Source organism: Butyrivibrio sp. NC3005, from assembly GCF_000424545.1.
GTDB lineage: Bacteria > Bacillota > Clostridia > Lachnospirales > Lachnospiraceae > Butyrivibrio.
In genome coordinates this window covers 1-20,046 of record NZ_AUKC01000051.1, presented here as the reverse complement: position 1 = coordinate 20,046, position 20,046 = coordinate 1, and the positions used below count along the sequence as shown (strand labels likewise).

The following is a 20,046-nucleotide window of genomic DNA, read 5'->3' as shown; positions in this document are numbered from 1 at the left end:
AACTGATTAGAATTACAATAGTTTCTGATTTTCATGATGGATTTTATGATAAAACACGTGAAAAATCTAAACAATTCATAAAAATCAGAAAAACATATTGACCATCGGTCATTTTTAGAGTATACCATAAAGTAAAGAAAATGACCAATGGTCATAAAAAATCCATAAAAAACACAAGATTTCAAATTTTAGAAATTAGTATTTGAAGTTTTGTGTTTATTGCATGGAGGTCCAGGAGGGAATATGAATACAATAGCAAGAGGAATTGTTAAGTTACGTTTTGTAATCCTCGTCGTAGCAATAGCTCTTCTTATCCCGTCTGCAATCGGTTATTTAAATACTCGAGTAAACTATGATATTTTGTCATATCTTCCGGGTGAGATTGAGACGATGAAGGGACAGGATATTCTAGAAGAGCAGTTTGGAACAGGAGCGTACTCACTTTTTATAGTAGAGGGTATGGATGCAAAGGATACATCAAAGCTCAAATCAAAAATCGAGGAAGTTCAGCATGTTAAGAAAGTATTATGGTATGACAGCGTGTTGGATTTATCTATTCCAATGGATATGCTTCCTCAGAAAGCATATGAAGCTTTCAATTCTGATAATGCGACAATGATGTTTGTTATATTTGATGAGACAACATCAAGCGATGGAACAATGGATGCAATAAGAAATATTCGTAAAGTTGCAAATAAGCAGTGTTTCCTTGCGGGTATGTCAGCAATTGTTACTGATACTAAAGACCTTGCAGAGAGGGAAACACCTGTATACGTAATGATAGCAGTCATTCTTGCAGTTATTGTTTTGTCACTTACAATGGATTCTTATCTGATTCCATTGTTCTTCCTTCTTTCCATTGGTATGGCTATTGTCTATAACCTTGGAAGTAATATTATGTTTGGCGAGATTTCCTTCATCACGAAATCACTTACTGCGGTTCTTCAGCTTGGTGTAACACTTGATTATTCAATTTTCTTGTGGCACAGCTTTGAAGAAGAAAAAGCTAAGACTGATACCAAGAATGAAGCTATGGCACATGCCATAATGGCTACGTTTTCATCAGTAATAGGTTCTAGTATCACAACTGTTGCCGGATTCATAGCTCTTTGTTTTATGAGTTTTAGAATTGGTCTTGATCTTGGTCTTGTAATGGCAAAAGGTGTTTTGTTTGGTGTTGTATCGTGTATTACGATTTTGCCTAGTATGATTCTTGTTTTTGATTCATTACTGGAAAAGACCAGGCATAAGCCGCTTCTTCCGGAATTTGACAGGATTCCAAAGTGGATTGCAAAACATTACATTATTTTTGCAGCGATTTTTGTATGTACACTGCCTGTAGCAATTTATGGTAATAATAACACAGCAGTTTATTATGACTTAGCAGAGACACTGCCAAAGACACTCCCAAGTACTCAGGCTAACATCGAACTTGATAAGAATTTTTCCATGAAAAATACTTATATGCTTCTTGTGGATGCGAATATGACTTCTAAAGACATTAACTCTATGAGTGATGAGATAAAAAAAGTCAAGGGAGTAGATGCTGTTTTAAGTCTTGACTCAATAGTAGGTTCAACAATACCTGATTCCTTTATCCCTGATAAGGTTAAGTCTGAACTTCAGAGCGAAGATTATAAGCTTGTTATTGTTACAAGTAAGTACAAGACAGCTTCAGATGAAATTAATGAGCAGATTTCAAAGGTTAATAAAATCGTTAAATCGTATGACAAGAAATCAATGGTTGTAGGTGAGGCTCCATGCACCAAAGATCTTATTACAATTACAAACCATGACTTTAATGTAGTTAACTGGGTATCTATAGGATGCGTTTTTGCAATTATTTTCTTCGTACTTAAGTCTTTATCACTTCCACTTATACTGGTGGCGGTTATTGAATTTGCAATTTTTATTAATATGGGTATTCCGTACTTTATGAATCAGACGCTTCCTTTCATTGCATCAGTTGTAATCGGTACTATTCAGCTTGGATCAACAGTTGACTATGCAATTTTGATGACAACTCGTTTCTGTAAAGAAAGAGCAAGTGGACATACCAAAAAAGAAGCTACTCAGATAGCACTTTCAACCAGTATGAAGTCGGTTATTGTAAGTGCACTTAGTTTTTTCTCGGCAACTTTCGGGGTAGGTCTTATTTCCAGTATTGATATGATCGGTGCCCTTTGTATGCTTATGGCACGAGGCGCAATTATTAGTATGTTTGTTGTACTTTTGGTACTTCCGGCAATGTACATGATTTTTGATCCTATTATTATTCGTTCTTCACTGGGCTTTGCAGGGGCTATAAAAGCAGACAGCGAAAGAAAAACTGATAACAAAAAGAGTCATAGTCTTTTCCATGGGCATCATGTAGCTTAAAAATAACCACTTTGGTTATTGGGGATGTCGATAGTTTTTCGGCATGAAAGGAGATAAAAATGATTAAGAAAAAGTTAGTTCGTACAAAGGCAGCTATGATAGCAATTATGCTTGCTTTCATGACAATGGCATGTGGTGTTTCGAATGCAGATAAAGCAAGTAATAAGCAGATAGAAAAGCAGGTTCAAAAGGAATCTGAAACTCTTGAAGATACAATGGCAAATAGTAGTTTTGGAACCAGCAATGCAGCGGGTAAGGAAGAAACTGTATATGTTACCACTGATGCAAATGGAGGCAACAATGTAGTAGTTGTAAGTGAATGGTTAAAGAACAGCGAAGGTTCTAAAGAACTTACTGATACAACTTTGCTTAAAGATATTAAGAATGTTAAAGGAAACGGAACTTATAAAGATAATGGTGATGGAACGATTACTTGGCAGGCAAATGGTAATGATGTTTACTATCAGGGAACAACAGATAAAAAGCTTCCTGTATCTGTAAAAGTTACATATTTCCTTGATGGAAAAGAGGTTGCTCCAAAGGATATCGCTGGAAAGAGCGGTAAAGTCAAAATTCGCTTTGACTATACTAACAATGATGTAAAAAAAGTTCAGATATCAGGAAAAGAGACAGATATCTATACTCCATACGCAATGGTTTCAGGAGTTATGCTTGATTCTGAAAACTTCAAAAATGTTGATGTAACAAATGGTAAGGTTATAGCTCAGGGTAATAAATACCTGGTAATGGGTGTTGCACTTCCAGGACTTAAGGAAAGTCTTAATATTGATCAGGAAAAACTTGATAAGCTCAAGGAAGGTTCAGATGGAGTAGAAATACCAGATTATGTTGAAATAACAGCAGATGCTAAAGATTTCTCACTTGATATGACAATGACAATGGCAAGTGATAATGCTCTTTCAGATCTTGGTCTTTCAGGAGTTGGTGATTCTTTAAATCTTGATAAGGTTAAAGATGATGTGACAAAGCTTCAGGATGGTACAGGAAAGCTTGTTGATGGTTCTGGTAAGTTGTATGATGGAACAGTTACTCTCAAAGATGGTACCAAAAAACTTGCTGATGGAAGCGTAGAATTGTTCGATGGTACAACAGCTCTTTCAAATGGTGCTCTTGATCTTAAAGACGGAACTGCAGAACTTGCCAAGGGAGCTCAGAAGCTTGTAGACGGAGCCGGAAAACTTTCAGATGGAACCGTTACACTTAAAGATGGAACATCTAAACTTGCAGAAGGCGCAGGAACTCTTAAGAACGGAACATCAACACTTGCAAGTGGCGTAGGAACACTCAAAGATGGAAGTTCTAAGCTTGCAAGTGGAGCAGGAACACTCAAAGATGGAACATCTAAACTTGCAAATGGAGCAGGCGAACTTCAAAATGGAGCAGTTAAACTTAAAGATGGAGTTACAGCATATACTTCAGGTGTAGGTCAGGTTACAGAAGGTGCAGCAGCACTCGACGCAGGACTTACCAAGCTTCAGGCAGCATTAAGTAGCGGAGATACAGATGGTATTACATCTGCAATTTCTGAACTAAATGGCGCTCTTACTGCTATGAAGACAGGTCTTGAAGGAAGCGGTACAGCAGAAAATCCTGGAATGATTCCTGGTCTTCAGACTATGAGTAGTATGATTGGTAATACTCTTAAGCAAAACGGAGCAGAAGGTGTTACAGCAGACAATGCAGCAGCATTTGCACAAGGAGCAAAACAGAAGGCTCAGGCAAGTAAAGAGCAGGCAAATAATCTTTTCGCAGCATATTCAACAGCTCTTATGAAATATACACAAAAGATTACTATTGATTCTATGCAGCAGAGCAGGTCTGTGACAAACAGCCTTAAAAGTGCATCAAAGAGTACTGTAGAGGCATCATTAGAAGATGACAAAGATGCTAAGGATAATGAAAATATTGAGAATAAGGATGCCAATATAAGTAGCTCAAAGAGTGAACAAAGTTCTACAGAAGAATCTGTAAATAATGATCATGCAGATAACAGCACTACTAATAATACTGCAGAAACTCATGAAGAAAATGCGCAAAATGGCGATAATTCCAACAATGAGAGCAGTAACAAAGAAGAAAATGCAGATGCTGCATCAAATGAAAGTGCAAAGGTTGTAAGAGGTGATATTCATCTGATGGATGGCGAAGATACTTCAACAAGTGTTGAGGCTATTGTTGGCGAGATGATTAGCATGGATATAGCACATAATCCTCAGAAAATCAGTGATCTTACAGTAATCAAAAAATATCAGGCAGCTTTGACAGATTCAGCCAAGTATGAAACAGCTGCGTCAGTTGTTCCAAAACTTGTTCAGCTTAAGGCTGGAGTTGATAAGATTCTAGATGGTGCACAAAAGCTCGATGCAGGTGTAATAGCTATTCAGACAAAACTTTCATCTCAGAGCGGAAAGCTTGGGCAGCTTGCTGCATTAAAGCAGGGTGTAGATCAGCTTAAAGAGGGTGCAGCAAAGCTTAAGGATGGTACTACAAAGCTTAATGGTAATAGCAGTGCTCTTGTAGATGGAGCAGATAAACTTGCAAATGGTGCCGGAACGCTCAAGGATGGAGCAGGCAAACTTGATAGCGGAGTAGGAACACTCAAAGATGGAGCAGACAAGCTCGATGGCGGAGTAGGAACGCTTAAGGATGGAGCAGACAAGCTTGATAGCGGTGCCGGCAATCTCAAAGATGGAGCAGATAAGCTTGATAGCGGTGCTTCTGATCTTATGTCTGGTGCAAAAGAACTTCATGACGGAACAAAGACACTTAATGATGGCGCGATTAAACTTGATGATGGAACCGGCAAGCTTAAAGATGGAGCAGATAAAGTAAACACAGGTACAGAGAAGCTTAAGAATGGTGCAAAGGATCTTGATGATGGAGCAGATAAACTTAAGAACGGAGCAAAGGATCTTTCTGATGGTATCATTAAGCTTGACGATGAGGGAATTTCCAAGATAGCTGAATTGTTCGATGGAAATCTTGAGGAACTCAAAGAACGTCTTGATGCTTTAAAGAATGCAGCAACAACAACATCTACCCTTGGCGGAGCCAATAAGGGAAGTGATGTAAGTACTAAGTACATTATTAAGACAGAAGGAATTAAAGCTGACTAATTATAAAGCTTGATATTTAGAGAAACAGAAGTTTTTGCTAATGAAGTCTTTTTTGGATAAATCATTAAATCAATAAAGAATAAAAGAGGATACAAGCCTTTAAAAGGATGTATCCTCTTTTATTTTCTAGAATTTATATTTAAATTTTGGAGGGTTATTTAAATATGACAAAAGATTGTGCACCTATCATGAGCTTTTCTTCACTATTATCATAAGCTCCGATTTCAAAAATCGATTTCTTTTTAGTCATATCAAAAGGAACCTGCTTTGCATTTGGAGAAGGGTTTACCACTATTGTAAGATTTCCTCTTTTGTATATAAAAGGAAATTCTTTTTCTTTGGCATATACAACTTCAAAATCTGCATCTGCCTGAAGGTCTTCTTCATTATGTCGCAATGCTATTATTTTTTTTACAGTATAGTAAAGAGAATCTTTATCAGCCTGTGCAGATTCAACTGTAGGAGCGTTTGCATCGCTGTCAACAGGAAGATAGAGCATGCTTTCATCAGCTTGTGAGAAGCCAAGATTCTTGCCCTTGTTCCATTGCATTGGTGTACGTGTACCTGTTCTTTGGTATCCACCTTCTTTTGTAGGAAGGTTTGCCTGATATTTCATACCGATTTCATCTCCGTAATACAAGAATGGTACTCCTGGCATTGTGAAGAAGAATGCGTAGGCAATTTTAAGTTCATTTATTGAAAGAGAATTTGTTTCTCTTGGGGTATCATGGTTACAGGTAAAGAAACTAATATAACCGTAATCTTTACTGTTTTTGTATTTTGGGAGATAGTCATTTAAAAATCTCATTATATCTCCGCCTGCTCCACATTTGAAAAAGCTATGGTCGCCGCCATCTGTTTCGTAATCTCTAACAAGAGTATTGTATCCGTTTCCATGGTGGTCAAGATAAAAATCCATGTGGAATTTTGCAAGGTTTAGAGCTGAAGTTGGATTGCACCATTCTGAAACCATTGCAGCTTCAGGATAGTCTTTATCAAGCATTTCACGTACATTTGCCCATATGGCAGCAGTATTTGTTTTTCTTTCGTCATCTTCTTTTACAAGAGAGTCTGCCATATCAACACGGAAACCATCACATCCCTTGTCGAGCCAGAATCTCATAATATCCTTCATGGCTTCTCTTGTACTTATGCAGGCAGGGGCATCTGGAGCCATTTGGAAATCGCTGTCTCTTGTTCCGAAACCATAGTTAAGTGCCGGCTGGCATTTGAAGAAATTGAGCATATACACACCGTCTCTTGGAGCATTTCCAGCTACATAAGGGTGGTTGGCAATTCCCTGCCATACAGATTTGGTCCATACGTAGCGGTCAGAATACTCATTTTTATTTGCCTGGCAGCTTTTCTTAAACCACTCATGTTCTTCAGAAGTATGACCTGGTACAAGGTCAAGGAGGACTTTAATACCTTTTTCGTGTGCCTTATTAAAAAGGTTTACAAGGTCATCATTTGTTCCATATCTAGGAGCGACCTTCTTGTAATCTCTAACGTCATATCCGGCGTCCATGAAAGGAGAATCATAAATGGGATTAATCCAAAGAGCATTACACCCTAAATCTTTAATATAATCCAGCTTTTCAATGATACCATTGATGTCTCCTATCCCATCGTTGTTTGAATCATAAAAAGATTGTGGATATATTTCATAAAAAACAGCATCTTTTAACCACTTAGGCATAGCATTACCTCTCTAAAAAATATTAAGCTAACTTACAAAGAAAACAGTATTTTCCAAAGTTTTTGCAAGGCAAAAAGTCCTTCAAAAATCCTGTTTCTACTATCTCTATATATAATAACATAATAATTGGAAACGTTACCGAAAATCAAACGAAAATTGATTAATATTTTATTTGTGGTATAATATCAAAAGTTTTGGTATTTTGCATTTTAGAAAAGACATTTATGTTACTATTTATGCGCATTACTAAGATAGTTGTAAGTCTTTTTTGATATTAGTAATAAGGCTTACTTAATATGTTATATAAGCTTATATGTGTGTAGTAGTAATTGATAGATAATTTTTTGAATAGGTTACAGGATAAGGAGTTTTTTATGTCATCACAACCATTTATTATAGGTATTGCAGGAGGAACTGGTTCTGGAAAATCTACCTTTACTAATCGTCTTAAGAGTATTTTTGGAGATCAGGTAACAGTTCTTTATTATGATAATTATTATAAGGCTCACGATGATATGCCTTTTGAGCAGCGCAAGAAGATTAATTATGATCATCCTGATGCTTTCGAAACAGATCTTTTGTTAGAGCATCTGAAAAAGCTTAGAAATGGCGAAGAGATTGAATGTCCTGTATATGATTATGCAAATCATAATCGCTCAGGTGAAGTTACTGTAGTTAAGCCAAGTAGAATCATTCTTTTGGAGGGAATTTTAGTTCTTGCTGACAAGCGCCTTCGCGATATGATGGATGTAAAGATTTATGTTGAGGCAGATGCAGATGAGCGTATCTTAAGACGTGTTATGAGAGATGTTAAGGAGCGTGGAAGAGACATCGAAAATATTGCTGATCAGTATCTTACAACTGTTAAGCCTATGCATTATCTGTATGTTGAGCCTACAAGAACATATGCAGATCTTGTGATTAATAGCGGAATGAATAATGTAGCACTTGATGTTATGCGTACTAAGATTTCATCATTGCTTGAAGAAAAATAAAACTAAATCTTAAACGAAAAATCCCCAGGAAAACGTTTGAAACTTTTTCCTAGGGATTTTTTTCGCACGTTGTTTTCTGAACAATTCTCGCAAACGTTTAAGTTTTTAAACATGTAAATTAACATAACTGTCATGCAATTATCATGATATATACGCATTTTATCTAACGAAAATCCCCTTTAAAAGCAAAGGGTTGTGAGGATGCACAAGCAATTAATAAAAATGACTTGATTTTATATGTAATATGTTGTATATTTGAATTACGAAAACGATTGAGTTTTTGAAAAGGGGTTTAAAATCACACTTTTACCGTGTAATAATAAGTTTTTTTATAGATACAAAGTTTTTTCGCAAATGTCGATAAGATTTTTTTTATTTCGATAACCGATAAAATGTCTTTTAGGTAAGACTTTTTATATGACAGGTAATCTGTCAAAGTAATTATTGGTTGCTTAGAAGATGGCTGCAGGGATGGAGACAGATATAAGTAACGGTTAAGGTTTAACGGGAGGATATCTATGAAGAATTTTTTGGAAAATACGTGGAAACATAGAGCACACGTAGTAATGGCATTACCGGTTTTTTTGATTTTATTTTTCATCATGTACGTACCGATGACTGGTCTTGTTATTGCATTTAAGAACTTTAAGTACACAGATGGTATATGGAAGAGTCCATGGTGTGGTTTAGATAACTTTAAATTCCTTATTGCTTCTAAATCTACTTTCATCAACATTACCAAAAATACTATTTTATACTATTTTCTTTTTACTATCGTTGGTACATTTCTTAATGTTACACTCGCTATCATGATTGATAAGCTGGTGTTTAAGAAAATGGCAAAGACGATGCAGACACTTATGATTATCCCTGTATTTATCTCATATGCAGCTGTTCAGTTTATTGTATATGCGTTCATTAGTTCAGATACGGGTATTGTTAATCATATATTTGGAACATCTACAAGATTTTATTCCAGCGCAAACCTGTGGGTTTGGATTCTCTTAATCGTTAAAGTTTGGAAAGATACAGGATATGGTTCAGTTCTCTATATGTCAGTTCTTTCCGGAATTGATTCAGAATTGTACGAGGCAGCAGATATAGATGGTGCAAATTCCTGGCAGAAGATTTGGAACATCACTTTACCAGCACTTATTCCGATGGTAACAGTTATGCTTCTCCTCTCAGTTGGTACAGTAATGCATTCTGATACAGGTCTTTTTTATCAGGTAACACGTAACAGCGGAACTCTTTACAGTACAACACAGGTTATTGACTCCTATGTACTTAATGCTATTTTCAAGAATTCTAACTTTGGATTTGTTGCAGCAACATCATTCTTCCAGTCAGTTGTTGGACTTTTGCTAATGCTACTTGCTAACTTCTCAGTTCGTAAGATAGCACCGGAAAATGCTTTATTCTAATAAAATCGGGAGGAATGGACATGGCTAAGAACAATAAAGATTTAGCTCCTTCAAAAAAGGAGAAGGTAACAGTTGGACAGTTTATATTGGCATTCATATTGCTTTTATGTACATTGTTTGCATTTTTACCTGTAGAACTTACATTTGTAGCAGCTTTTACAGATGAAAAGAGTATTACACAAAATGGATTCAGATTTTGGCCAAAAGATTGGTCACTTGCAGGTTTCTCAACGGTGCTTAGATACGGTTCACAGCTTGCTCAGTCATATGGAATTACAATTTTTGTAACAGTAGTAGGAACTTTACTTGGACTTTTGTTTATGAGTATGTTCGCATATTCAATTAGTCGTAAAGAGTTCATGCTGGGAAAATATTTATCCATCTTTTTACTTATACCTATGCTTTTCAACGGTGGTACACTTTCTGGATATATTGTTTTCACAAGTTACTATCATTTGAAAGATAGCCTTTTGCTTTTAATCTTGCCATTATGCGTGTCTACAATGAATGTAATTATTTTAAGAACCTACATTGTAAACAGCATTCCGTCAGAACTTATGGAAGCAGCCAAAATTGATGGTGCAGGTGAGTATAGAACATTTTTTCAGATTACACTTCCTCTTTTGAAACCTTCACTTGCTGCAGTAGGATTCATGATGGCAACAGCTTATTGGAATGATTGGCAGAATGCACTGTTATATATTGATTCAGATGCTAAGAAGCCGTTACAGCTGCTTCTTATAAATATTCAGAAGAGTATTGAATTTCTTTTAAATAATTCAAACGTTCCAGCTTCTGCGAGAGCTGCTATGGGTGGAACAATACCACAGTATTCAGCAACAATGGCAAAGTACTTGTAGTAATCGGACCTATCATGGTAGTGTATCCATTCTTCCAGAAGTATTTTATAAAGGGACTTACAGTTGGTTCAGTTAAGGGTTGATAGTGAAATAGAAAACAATGTGATATTCAATCCAAATGTTTTGATTCTGTTGGATGAATAAAAAAAACCTAAAAGGGAGGTTTCTATGAAGAAGAAAGTATTTTCAGCAATTATGGCAGCAACTATGGTAATGTCCATGTTGGCAGGGTGTTCATCAGGTGGATCAGGTGAATCTGGTGATAAAGGAAATGGAGGAAGTTCAAGTTCGGGTGAATCAGCAGATGGTTTAACAGAAATTAACATCTACAGATGCACTTTTAACCTAGCTAATCCGGATTCTGCCCAGGTAGAAAAAGTTCAGAATGCAATCAATGATTACATTAAGGATAAGATTAAAGTTAAGATTAATCTTACAGATGTAGGTTCTGGTGAGTACACAGATAAGGCTAATCTTGCACTTGCCAACAAGGAAATCAACCTTCTTTGGACAGCTTCATGGGAAGGAACAATTGGAACAAACGATCTTGTACCGGCTAATGCTGTATATGATCTTACAGATATTGTTCCTGGAACAGATCTTTACAAGTCTATGGCTGAAGGTCAGTGGGAAGCAGCAAAATATAACGGAAAGATTTATTTTGTTCCTGTATACAAGGACAATGTTGAAGGTTATGACTTCATGTTCAGAAAAGAACTTGTTGACAAACATAAATGGGATGTAACTAAGGTTAAGACTCTTAAAGACCTTGAGCCAATGCTTGCTGATGCAAAAGCTGATGGACTTAAGTATCCATTCCTTACACAAAAGACAGCAATGTTCTACAGATGGTATATCGATAAGTTCGATTTCTTCACAGCTGATTCTTCAACTAACTTCTTTGCTGTAGATAGAGAAAAAGATGAAGTAATTGATACTATTCAGACTCCTGAATACCTTGAGTTCTGCAAACTTATGGGCGAATGGGCTGATAAGGGATATGTATCAGAGGATGATTACACAAAGGTAACAACAGATACAACAACACAGACAAAGGATTGGGCAATTTCATGGTGGACAGATATTCCGGTTAATGACGAAGCAAATGCTCGTTATAATCAGGATGTTGTAATGCAGCCGGCAACTCAGAGATGGGCACATTCTACATCAGCTCTTGGTTCCTGCTATTGTGTAACAGCTAATTCATCAGCTGAGCAGGCAAAGGCTTGTGTAGATTTCCTTGGTCTTCTTTATACAGATTCCAAGCTTGCTGATATGTACACATTTGGTATTGAAGGTGAAGACTTCACATATGATGATAACAAGCAGGTTACTCAGACATCTGAGAAGTATAACCACTCCATGTGGGAGTCAGCTAATGCTACAATCGTAACACCTCTTTCTAACGAACCAGCAAACAAGGCTGAACTCTATGATGCATTCAATGGTGGTGCAAACACATCTTCAGCAGCAGGTTTCCGTTTCGATAAGAGCAGTGTAGAAGATAAGTATGCAGCATGCTCTAACGTTGCAGGTGAGTATGGATTCAACCTTGAGAACGGTGGCGTTCCAGCAAAAGAAGTTGAAGCTAAGATTAAAGAGTATCAGAAGGCACTTGATGAAGCAGGATATCAGGATGTTCTTGCTGAGTTCCAGAAGCAGTACAAAGAGTGGAAGGCTTCAAAATAATCCTCTAAAAATAAAATCCTTTCCAAAAACACATTAAACATATGAAAAAAGATCGTTACACATAGATGTAGCGGTCTTTTTTTATCTTCATGTCTTTTAATTATAGAGAAAATTTGTTACAATATCTCGGTAACTTTTTTCAATAAGGAGAACAATGTATGAGGAAATTCGAACCAGGGGATGTCCTGGAAATAGAGGGGGTAAGGTGTGTGGTTCATGGATATATTGTGTACCGTACATCTAATAGTTTTGCGTATACCTGGATTGAGTATAAGCTTGGGACACCAAGAGGTGTGGAATGGCTTAGCATAGATGATAAGTATGGAGAATATTCTTTATCTTCTGCATCATACCTTAAAAACGGTGTAGTTAGTTCAAAGTGGCACAAGGTAGATGAAGGAGTTGAGATTGTTGTTAAATCTGTTGGTGATGTCGATGTAGAACCTGGTGATAGTGCTTCGTTTACAGAGTATGAAGATTCTTCAGAAGAAGAGACTTTATCTATTGAAGTCTGGGAAGATGGTACTGAGGTTTCTGAAGGTGAGTACTTGGATGCTGATGAAATAAGATTTGTAAGTAATTCAAACAGTAATTATTCTTATAATTCAGATTATTCTACTGGCAAAAAGAAAAGCGGTTTTTTAGGTAAGTTTTTTATTTTATCTTTGTTTGCAGCAATACTGTTTTTTATAGCCGGTATTGCAGACAGCGGCTCATCTAAGATAAAAAATTATGTAAGTTCAAATTATAAATATGAATATTTAACATCAATTACAGGTTCTGATAATGAAAAGGCTGATATTTATTTATATAAATATCCGGGATCAAATCTTGTAGAAAGCGTTGTTAAAGATATTTTGGGCGGAATCGAAGGTGATACAGAATATGTCGAACAAAGTAATGATGATGGTTCAGTAACTATACTTACGAAGAAAGAGTTCTGCATTGTATATACACCCGAAGAAAAAGATGTTGATGGTGATGGACAAGATGATGCTATTGTGCAGGTTTCGGGAAGAAAATATGTATATTCTTCGAATAGTAAGCCTTATCATGCAAGTAGTTCTACTCATTCATGGTATAGAAATTCTTATTACAACAGAGGGTATAGGACTGATTCTAGAAGATATTCAAATATTCCATCTGCATTTGATAACTATGATGCACCATCCCAAAGAACATATAGAGGTAATAGCTATTTTAATTCATATGCACGTAATATCAGGCAGTCAAGCATTAGATCAAGACAATCTGATAGCGGTGGAATAAGTAGTGGAAAATAAAAATCGGAGTTATTGATTAGGAATTTTAAGGTTTGCGCTCAGACAGAAAATGAGTATTGTTCTGTGCGTTTTGTTGGCAATAGATTTAATACTTTGCTGACATTTTTAGAAAGAAGGAAATAGTTTGGCAGTACAGATAACAGCAGATTTCTATGGATGTGATGAAAAGATACTCGATAGTGAAGTGGAAATCTGTAATATTGCAAGAGATGCAATTAAATCTATAAAAGCTGAGATTGTGGAAGAGTGTATTCATAAATTTCAGCCCATAGGAATAACTTATTTTGCAATAATCAGTACTTCACATTTTTCAATCCATACCTGGCCAGAGTACGGATATGCTGCAATTGATGTATTTTCATGCAGCGAATTTATAGTTGAAGAACTGACAGATATGCTAAAGAAAGCTTTGAAAGCAGATAGGATAGAAACTAATAAAATAGATAGGAAAGTGGGGAAATAAATGTTAACAACAATTCTTGAACTTATTGTTTATGTAATGGTAGGACTTATACTTATGACTTTAGGTCATTATATTATTGACCTTGTACTTCCGGCAGATTTTCCAAAGGAAATTAAAGAGGGCAATAAGGCTATTGGATGGGTTTCTGCAGGTATATATATTGGTCTTGGATTTATAATAAGAGCAGCAGTTATGTCACTTGTATCAGCGAAGGAAGAAATGAAACTTTTAACAGGTGTTCTTGATACTGTAATATACTCTGCTTGTGGTATTGCTTTTTTTATTATTGGATTTTTCCTTGTGGATTTTGTAAATCGAAGATTTAATTTTAACGAAGAACTTGCAAAGAAGAATGAAGCAGCAGGAATTATGATTTTTGGGATTTTTGTTGGTATAGCACTTGTAATTAGCGGAGTTATTTTGTAAATGTCAGGAAAATACAGATTATTAATGATTACAACACTTATTATCTCAGGATGTTCTATGTGTTATGAACTGATAATAAGTGCTGTAAGTTCATATCTTTTAGGTAACAGCACAATGCAGTATTCAACGACTATTGGATTCTACATGTGTGCATTGGGACTGGGTTCATATTTATCCAGGTTTTTTGGAAAAAAACTTTTTAATTCATTTGTAAATATTGAGATTGGAATTGGTATCATAGGAGGAGTTAGTTCTCTTATTCTTTTCATGGCAAATATTTATATTGAAGCATATTCTGTTGTAATGTATTTGATAACTGTAATGATTGGAACACTTGCAGGTGCAGAGATACCGATTCTTACGCGTATAATAGAGGAAGATGAGCAGAATCTTAAGATGACTTTATCCTCTATTTTTAGTTTTGATTATGTTGGAGGTCTTATAGGGTCGATAGCGTTCCCAATTCTTCTTTTACCAAAACTTGGATATTTTGCAACATCTTTTCTGTGCGGGCTACTGAATATAATAGCTGCGCTTATGATTATTATTAAGTTTCATGATAGATTGGAAAATTCAAAGCTTTACAGAAATATCGCTTTTATAATTGCTGGATTTATGGTTCTTGGCATGATATTTGCTGATAATATTTCTGATTCAATTGAGGGCGGTTTGTATAGAGACAGGATTGTTCTTATTGAGCAGACCAAGTATCAGAAGATTGTAATGACCAGGCATAAAGATGATACCAGATTATATATAGATGGAAACTGCCAGTTTTCTACATCAGATGAATATCGTTATCATGAAGCACTTGTACATATTCCTATGAGTAAAGTATCCAGAAAAGAAAAAGTTCTAATCCTTGGTGGCGGCGATGGACTGGCTGCAAGAGAAGTTCTTAAATACGATACTGTTAAAGATATTGATCTAGTCGATCTTGATGGAGAGATGATTAGAATCTGTAGTACTGATAAAAATATTACCCGAATAAATCAGAACTCACTTGTAAACAAAAAACTTCACGCGCATATCGAAGATGCATATGAATTTCTGGAAAATAATAAAAATCTATATGATTTGATAATAGTAGACCTCCCAGATCCAAATTCAGAGAGTTTGAACAAGCTTTATTCAAATGTATTTTACAGGCTTTGCAAGAATGCACTAAGTAAAGGAGGTGTAATGGTAGTTCAGTCCACTTCACCATATTATGCAAAAGACGCATTTTGGTGCATTAATAAGACTATTGCAGGAGAAGGATTAAATGTAAAGGCTTATCATTTGGAAGTTCCTGCATTTGGCGACTGGGGATTTAATTTGGCATCTAATGAGAAAATTGATACTGATTTTGATATCAAAGTTGATACCAGATTTTTGACAAATGATAGTGCAAAAAGTCTATTTTCGTTCGGTAAGGATGAAATTTCAACCGATGTTGAGATAAATCGTCTTACCAAACCTGTACTTATGGACTATTATAATAAGGCAGTAGAAAACTGGGATTAAAGAGAAAAGAGTTCCTAAAGCAAAAAACCACCCTCCCGGGTATACCAAAGAGAGCGGTCCTTTTTTGAAAGGGAGATAAGAATTTAACATTTTTCACACCGTTTTCATTTTATTTGATATATTTATCGGACATAATTAGAAAATAATTCACCTTTTATATGAAAAAAATTATTATTGAATAAGGTACAACAAAAAATTGTTGTATAATGATGTTATGAGTGTCAAATTCTATTATTAAGGAGAACAAGTCAGGTAACAGAAAATATTGTCAAACGTGAGTGAATATGCTCAAAGATGCCTAGAATCCATGGTATTAGTTGGTAACTTTAAACTACTGTAAACACAGGAAATACCAGAGCAGTTTGGAATAGTCCTGCTAACTACGGTGTAGAAACCTGATGGTTGTGTTTGAGTAATGGTATAAGTCTACGAAAACCAAGTAGCAAAATAATAATAATAATATTAAGAAAGGAAAAGCTATTAAGATGAAATCTATATAAAGCCATATTCAAGGCGATATAGATATGTACCGATGGCTAAGTCGGGAATTTACGACTGTGGAGTGTACAAGAACTTGTGAGTAGCGTATTGCTTGCAATCGCCAAAGCATACACGTTGAAGCAGTAACCATACATCGTGAGATTATGGCGAATCATCTTGCATATACACATTTGTATATGTTTATAGTAGCAGAAAATTTATGAAAAAGAAATTTAGGGGTTCAACGTTAGTACAGATTTTAACAATGATAATCTCTTTATTTATTTCAGCCGGATTCATTCTTCCAGTATATAAAGAATCCGCATCATATTCTTCAAATTATTTTACAATGGAGAATTTTTTTAAGTTAAGACCAGAGAATTCTTCTTCATATCTTGGTATTGCAGCTAAATTTCTTGATGCAGGAAATGCGAAAGTGGCAGCACTTATGTTTGTGCTTCTTTTTATAGTTCCTGTTTTGCTTATTGTATTTACTTTCCCTAAGCTTAGAAAACTGACATATTTTTCAGTGATTTTAAGTGCGGCAATTGTATGGATGCATCTTTTTCTTATGCTTGGATTTACAATAGAGCAGAAGAAATTGGAGATTACAGCAGTGGGAGTTGGCTATACAATGTTTGTAATGCAACTACCTATTATGTACGTTCTATATGTACTTTTGTCTATTATTGAAAATGTTCAGCTTCGTAAAGAGAAAAAGGCAAATCAGAACCAGGATGGAAATAATCAGTCAAATGTCAATATGAATCAGAACATGAATCAGAATGCTGGCTTTTATCAGGAAAATGGAATGCCGGTAAATAATCAGTTTTCTGGTATGCCTTCTTATCCACAGTCTTACCCACAGGACAGAGTAATGGAGACTAATCCTAATCTTAAGTTTGATTTGGATTTGAGTGCTTCAGAAACAGCAAATGTCCCTCTGGATTCCGGAAAAGAATTTGATTCGAAAGTTCACCAGGATATGTATGCGCAGCCTGTTAATTTGGAAGATGAGCCAAAGCAGCCTGCTCCAGAAGTATATTTCACAAATCCTGAGAATGAAGAACCAAAAGAGGATACAGAAGCTTTAGAAACAGCGAAGGTTGCAGATATACTTCCTTTTGAGAGTGCAGAAGAAGCAAACAAATCAGAGGAAAAACCTGCAAGATACTGTGCCAGATGCGGAGCAAAACTGTTAGACAATGCAGTTTTTTGTATTAAGTGCGGAGCTGCTATTGATCAGTAATAGCACTAGAACAGTTTGATTAAAAAATTTACACAATAAAAATACTTGAATTTCAAAATGATATCATGTATAGTCATAGGTGTCATAAATGAATAGCAAAGCTGTGTGACTGGCGGAAATAAGTGGCAGAAAGCTACGGGGAGCACAGCAAAATATATATTTAGCCGACCGCCTGGGCAGCCTGAGTAAGAATTATTAACTTACCAACGGTTGCTCAGGCGGTTTTTTGTATGAAAAGGAGAGAACATGGTAAATTTAGGTCAGGAACTGTCATCTAATGCTTATCCGGGTCGAGGAATTGTTATTGGAAAATCTGCTGATGGAAAATATGCAGTAACAGCATATTTTATCATGGGCAGAAGTAGTAACAGCCGTAACAGAGTTTTCGTAACAGATGGAACAGGAATCCGCACTCAGGCATTTGATCCATCAAAAATGGAAGATCCGAGTCTGATTATCTATGCGCCTGTTCGTACATATGGCTTCTACACAATTGTGACTAATGGCGATCAGACAGATACTATTTATGATGGTCTTTCTACAGGTAAAACATTTGAAGAGTCTCTTAGAAGCAGATGCTTTGAACCAGATGCTCCAAACTATACACCTAGAATTTCAGGACTTATGCATGTAATTACAGGTGATTTTGATTATAGCCTTTCTATTCTTAAGAGCGATGCAGGTGATCCGTCTTCTTGTCTTCGTTTTACATATTCTTATGAAAACCCACAGGCTGGAAAAGGACATTTTATTCATACATATATGGGTGACGGCAATCCTCTTCCAAGTTATGAAGGCGAGCCAACTGTTGTAAATATTGAAGGAGATATTGATACATTTACAAATAATATTTGGAATAGCCTTAATGAGGATAACAAGGTTTCTTTATTCACTCGTTTCATTAACATTGCAACTGGTGAAGAAGAGAGCAGAATAGTAAATAAGAACAACTAATAGGATAAGAATAACTAAGAACAGTAGTTGGAAATAGTAATTGTTTAGAGATTGCAGTAAGTGCATTGCAACAAAAGCACAATAAAATTCAATCTTAAGCCATTCATAGGAGAAGAAAAATGAACGAATTACAGTTAAAATATGGATGTAACCCAAATCAGAAGCCGGCAAGAATTTATATGGAAGATGGTTCTGATCTTCCTATTGAAGTATTGTGTGGTAGACCTGGATATATCAATCTTCTTGATGCATTCAATGGTTGGCAGCTGGTTTCTGAGTTAAAGAAGGCAACAGGTCTTCCAGCAGCAACATCTTTCAAACATGTTTCACCGGCAGGTGCAGCAGTAGGTCTTCCACTTAATGAAGTTGAGAAGAAGATATATTGGGTAGAAGATATGGGAGAATTGTCACCTATAGCCAGCGCATATGCAAGAGCAAGAGGCGCAGACAGAATGTCTTCTTTTGGAGATTTTATTTCACTTTCTGATAAGTGTGACCTTGCAACAGCAAAACTTGTTAAGCGTGAAGTATCTGATGGTATTATTGCTCCTGATTATGACGAAGATGCACTTGCTCTTTTGAAAGAAAAGAAAAAAGGAAACTATTGCGTAATCAAGGTTAATCCGGATTTTGTACCGGCAGCAATCGAGAAGAAGCAGGTATTTGGTGTAACCTTCGAGCAGGGACATAATTTCATGGAGATAAATGATTCTCTTTTTGAAAATATTGTTACAGAGAATAAAAAGCTTACAGATGCCGCAAAGCGCGATTTGATTATTTCTCTTATTGTATTGAAATATACACAGTCTAATTCTGTATGCTATGTAAAAGATGGTCAGGCAATTGGTATTGGAGCTGGTCAGCAGTCACGTATTCATTGTACAAGACTTGCTGGTTCTAAGGCAGATAACTGGTTCCTTCGTCAGTGTCCTAAAGTTTTAGAGCTTCCATTCCTTGATAATATTCACAGAGCAGATAGAGATAATGCAATTGATCTTTATATTGGTGAAGATTATATGGACGTTTTGGAAGATGGAAAGTGGGAGAAGATTTTCAAGACAAAGCCTTCAGTTTTCACAAAAGAAGAAAAGAGGGCATGGCTTGATAAGAACACAGATGTAGCACTTGGTTCAGATGCTTTCTTCCCATTTGGTGATAACATTGAACGTGCAGTTAGAAGCGGTGTTAAGTATGTAGCTCAGCCAGGTGGTTCAGTTAGAGATGATTTAGTAATTGAATCAGCTAATGAGCATGATATGGTAATGGCATTTACAGGACTTCGTTTGTTCCACCATTAATTGTTTGGAAGTAAAATAACTTATTTTTTTGTTTTATATAATCTGTTCTGATGTTTGTATATTTCGTCGCAGACACGCTTTCGCTTGATTATAAACGTAATGGTTCGTAATGCGCTAAAAAACAGCGCATAAGTAAATGCGGCATAATTTAAACACTTTTAAATTATGTCGTCTGCCGTAGGCAGATTTAAAGGCATTATTTAT

Annotated in this window: 14 protein-coding genes and 1 riboswitch; of the genes, 13 read left to right on the top strand and 1 reads right to left on the bottom strand. The window is 35.9% G+C overall.

Features of this window, described 5'->3' with window-relative positions; all coding sequences use genetic code 11:
• Positions 1-243 precede the first annotated feature (243 nt).
• Both G634_RS19155 and G634_RS0112735 read left to right on the top strand, forming a co-directional pair.
• Positions 244-2,379 (top strand): efflux RND transporter permease subunit, encoded by a 2,136-nt coding sequence (locus tag G634_RS19155; protein WP_081676617.1) that lies wholly within the window; start codon positions 244-246, stop codon positions 2,377-2,379.
• A 59-nt stretch (positions 2,380-2,438) separates the two neighbouring features.
• Positions 2,439-5,516, top strand: coding sequence for a hypothetical protein (locus G634_RS0112735; RefSeq protein WP_026505612.1), 3,078 nt, complete (start codon positions 2,439-2,441; stop codon positions 5,514-5,516).
• Between the two features lie 154 nt (positions 5,517-5,670).
• Here the strand turns inward: G634_RS0112735 and G634_RS0112730 are convergent, their stop codons facing one another.
• The gene (locus G634_RS0112730) at positions 5,671-7,215 is read right to left on the bottom strand and encodes an alpha-amylase family glycosyl hydrolase (protein WP_026505611.1); all 1,545 of its coding nucleotides are present in this window, start codon (positions 7,213-7,215) and stop codon (positions 5,671-5,673) included.
• Positions 7,216-7,589: 374 nt separating this feature from the next.
• Here G634_RS0112730 and udk point away from each other — a divergent pair, with 374 nt between their 5' ends.
• The 11 genes from udk (at position 7,590) to G634_RS0112675 (ending at position 19,842) form a co-directional block, all read left to right on the top strand.
• Positions 7,590-8,210, top strand: coding sequence for a uridine kinase (gene udk / locus G634_RS0112725; RefSeq protein WP_026505610.1), 621 nt, complete (start codon positions 7,590-7,592; stop codon positions 8,208-8,210).
• A gap of 518 nt (positions 8,211-8,728) precedes the next feature.
• The gene (locus G634_RS0112720) at positions 8,729-9,634 is read left to right on the top strand and encodes an ABC transporter permease subunit (RefSeq protein ID WP_026505609.1); all 906 of its coding nucleotides are present in this window, start codon (positions 8,729-8,731) and stop codon (positions 9,632-9,634) included.
• Positions 9,635-9,654: 20 nt separating this feature from the next.
• On the top strand, positions 9,655-10,494 hold the full coding sequence (locus G634_RS19150) for a carbohydrate ABC transporter permease (protein ID WP_051233959.1): 840 nt from the start codon (positions 9,655-9,657) through the stop codon (positions 10,492-10,494).
• 168 nt (positions 10,495-10,662) lie between these two features.
• A complete protein-coding gene (locus G634_RS0112710; protein ID WP_026505608.1) occupies positions 10,663-12,183 on the top strand; it encodes an ABC transporter substrate-binding protein in 1,521 nt (506 codons plus the stop codon).
• 158 nt (positions 12,184-12,341) lie between these two features.
• Complete coding sequence (locus G634_RS0112705; RefSeq protein WP_026505607.1) at positions 12,342-13,466, top strand: DUF4178 domain-containing protein; 1,125 nt, start codon at positions 12,342-12,344, stop codon at positions 13,464-13,466.
• Positions 13,467-13,590: 124 nt separating this feature from the next.
• Positions 13,591-13,929, top strand: a complete 339-nt coding sequence (gene speD / locus G634_RS0112700) for an adenosylmethionine decarboxylase (RefSeq protein WP_026505606.1) — start codon at positions 13,591-13,593, stop codon at positions 13,927-13,929.
• Positions 13,930-14,355 carry a DUF350 domain-containing protein gene (locus G634_RS0112695; protein WP_026505605.1) on the top strand — a complete coding sequence of 142 codons (426 nt, stop codon included), beginning with the start codon at positions 13,930-13,932 and terminating at the stop codon, positions 14,353-14,355.
• Positions 14,356-15,861: a polyamine aminopropyltransferase gene (locus G634_RS0112690; RefSeq protein ID WP_026505604.1), complete on the top strand. Its 1,506-nt coding sequence runs from the start codon at positions 14,356-14,358 to the stop codon at positions 15,859-15,861. It abuts the gene before it with no gap.
• A gap of 700 nt (positions 15,862-16,561) precedes the next feature.
• Complete coding sequence (locus G634_RS0112685) at positions 16,562-17,590, top strand: zinc ribbon domain-containing protein (RefSeq protein WP_026505603.1); 1,029 nt, start codon at positions 16,562-16,564, stop codon at positions 17,588-17,590.
• Between the two features lie 95 nt (positions 17,591-17,685).
• Positions 17,686-17,775: riboswitch (ZMP/ZTP riboswitch) on the top strand.
• Positions 17,776-17,836: 61 nt separating this feature from the next.
• A complete protein-coding gene (locus G634_RS0112680) occupies positions 17,837-18,544 on the top strand; it encodes an IMP cyclohydrolase (RefSeq protein WP_026505602.1) in 708 nt (235 codons plus the stop codon).
• A 119-nt stretch (positions 18,545-18,663) separates the two neighbouring features.
• Positions 18,664-19,842 carry a phosphoribosylaminoimidazolecarboxamide formyltransferase gene (locus tag G634_RS0112675; RefSeq protein ID WP_026505601.1) on the top strand — a complete coding sequence of 393 codons (1,179 nt, stop codon included), beginning with the start codon at positions 18,664-18,666 and terminating at the stop codon, positions 19,840-19,842.
• Positions 19,843-20,046: the final 204 nt, after the last annotated feature.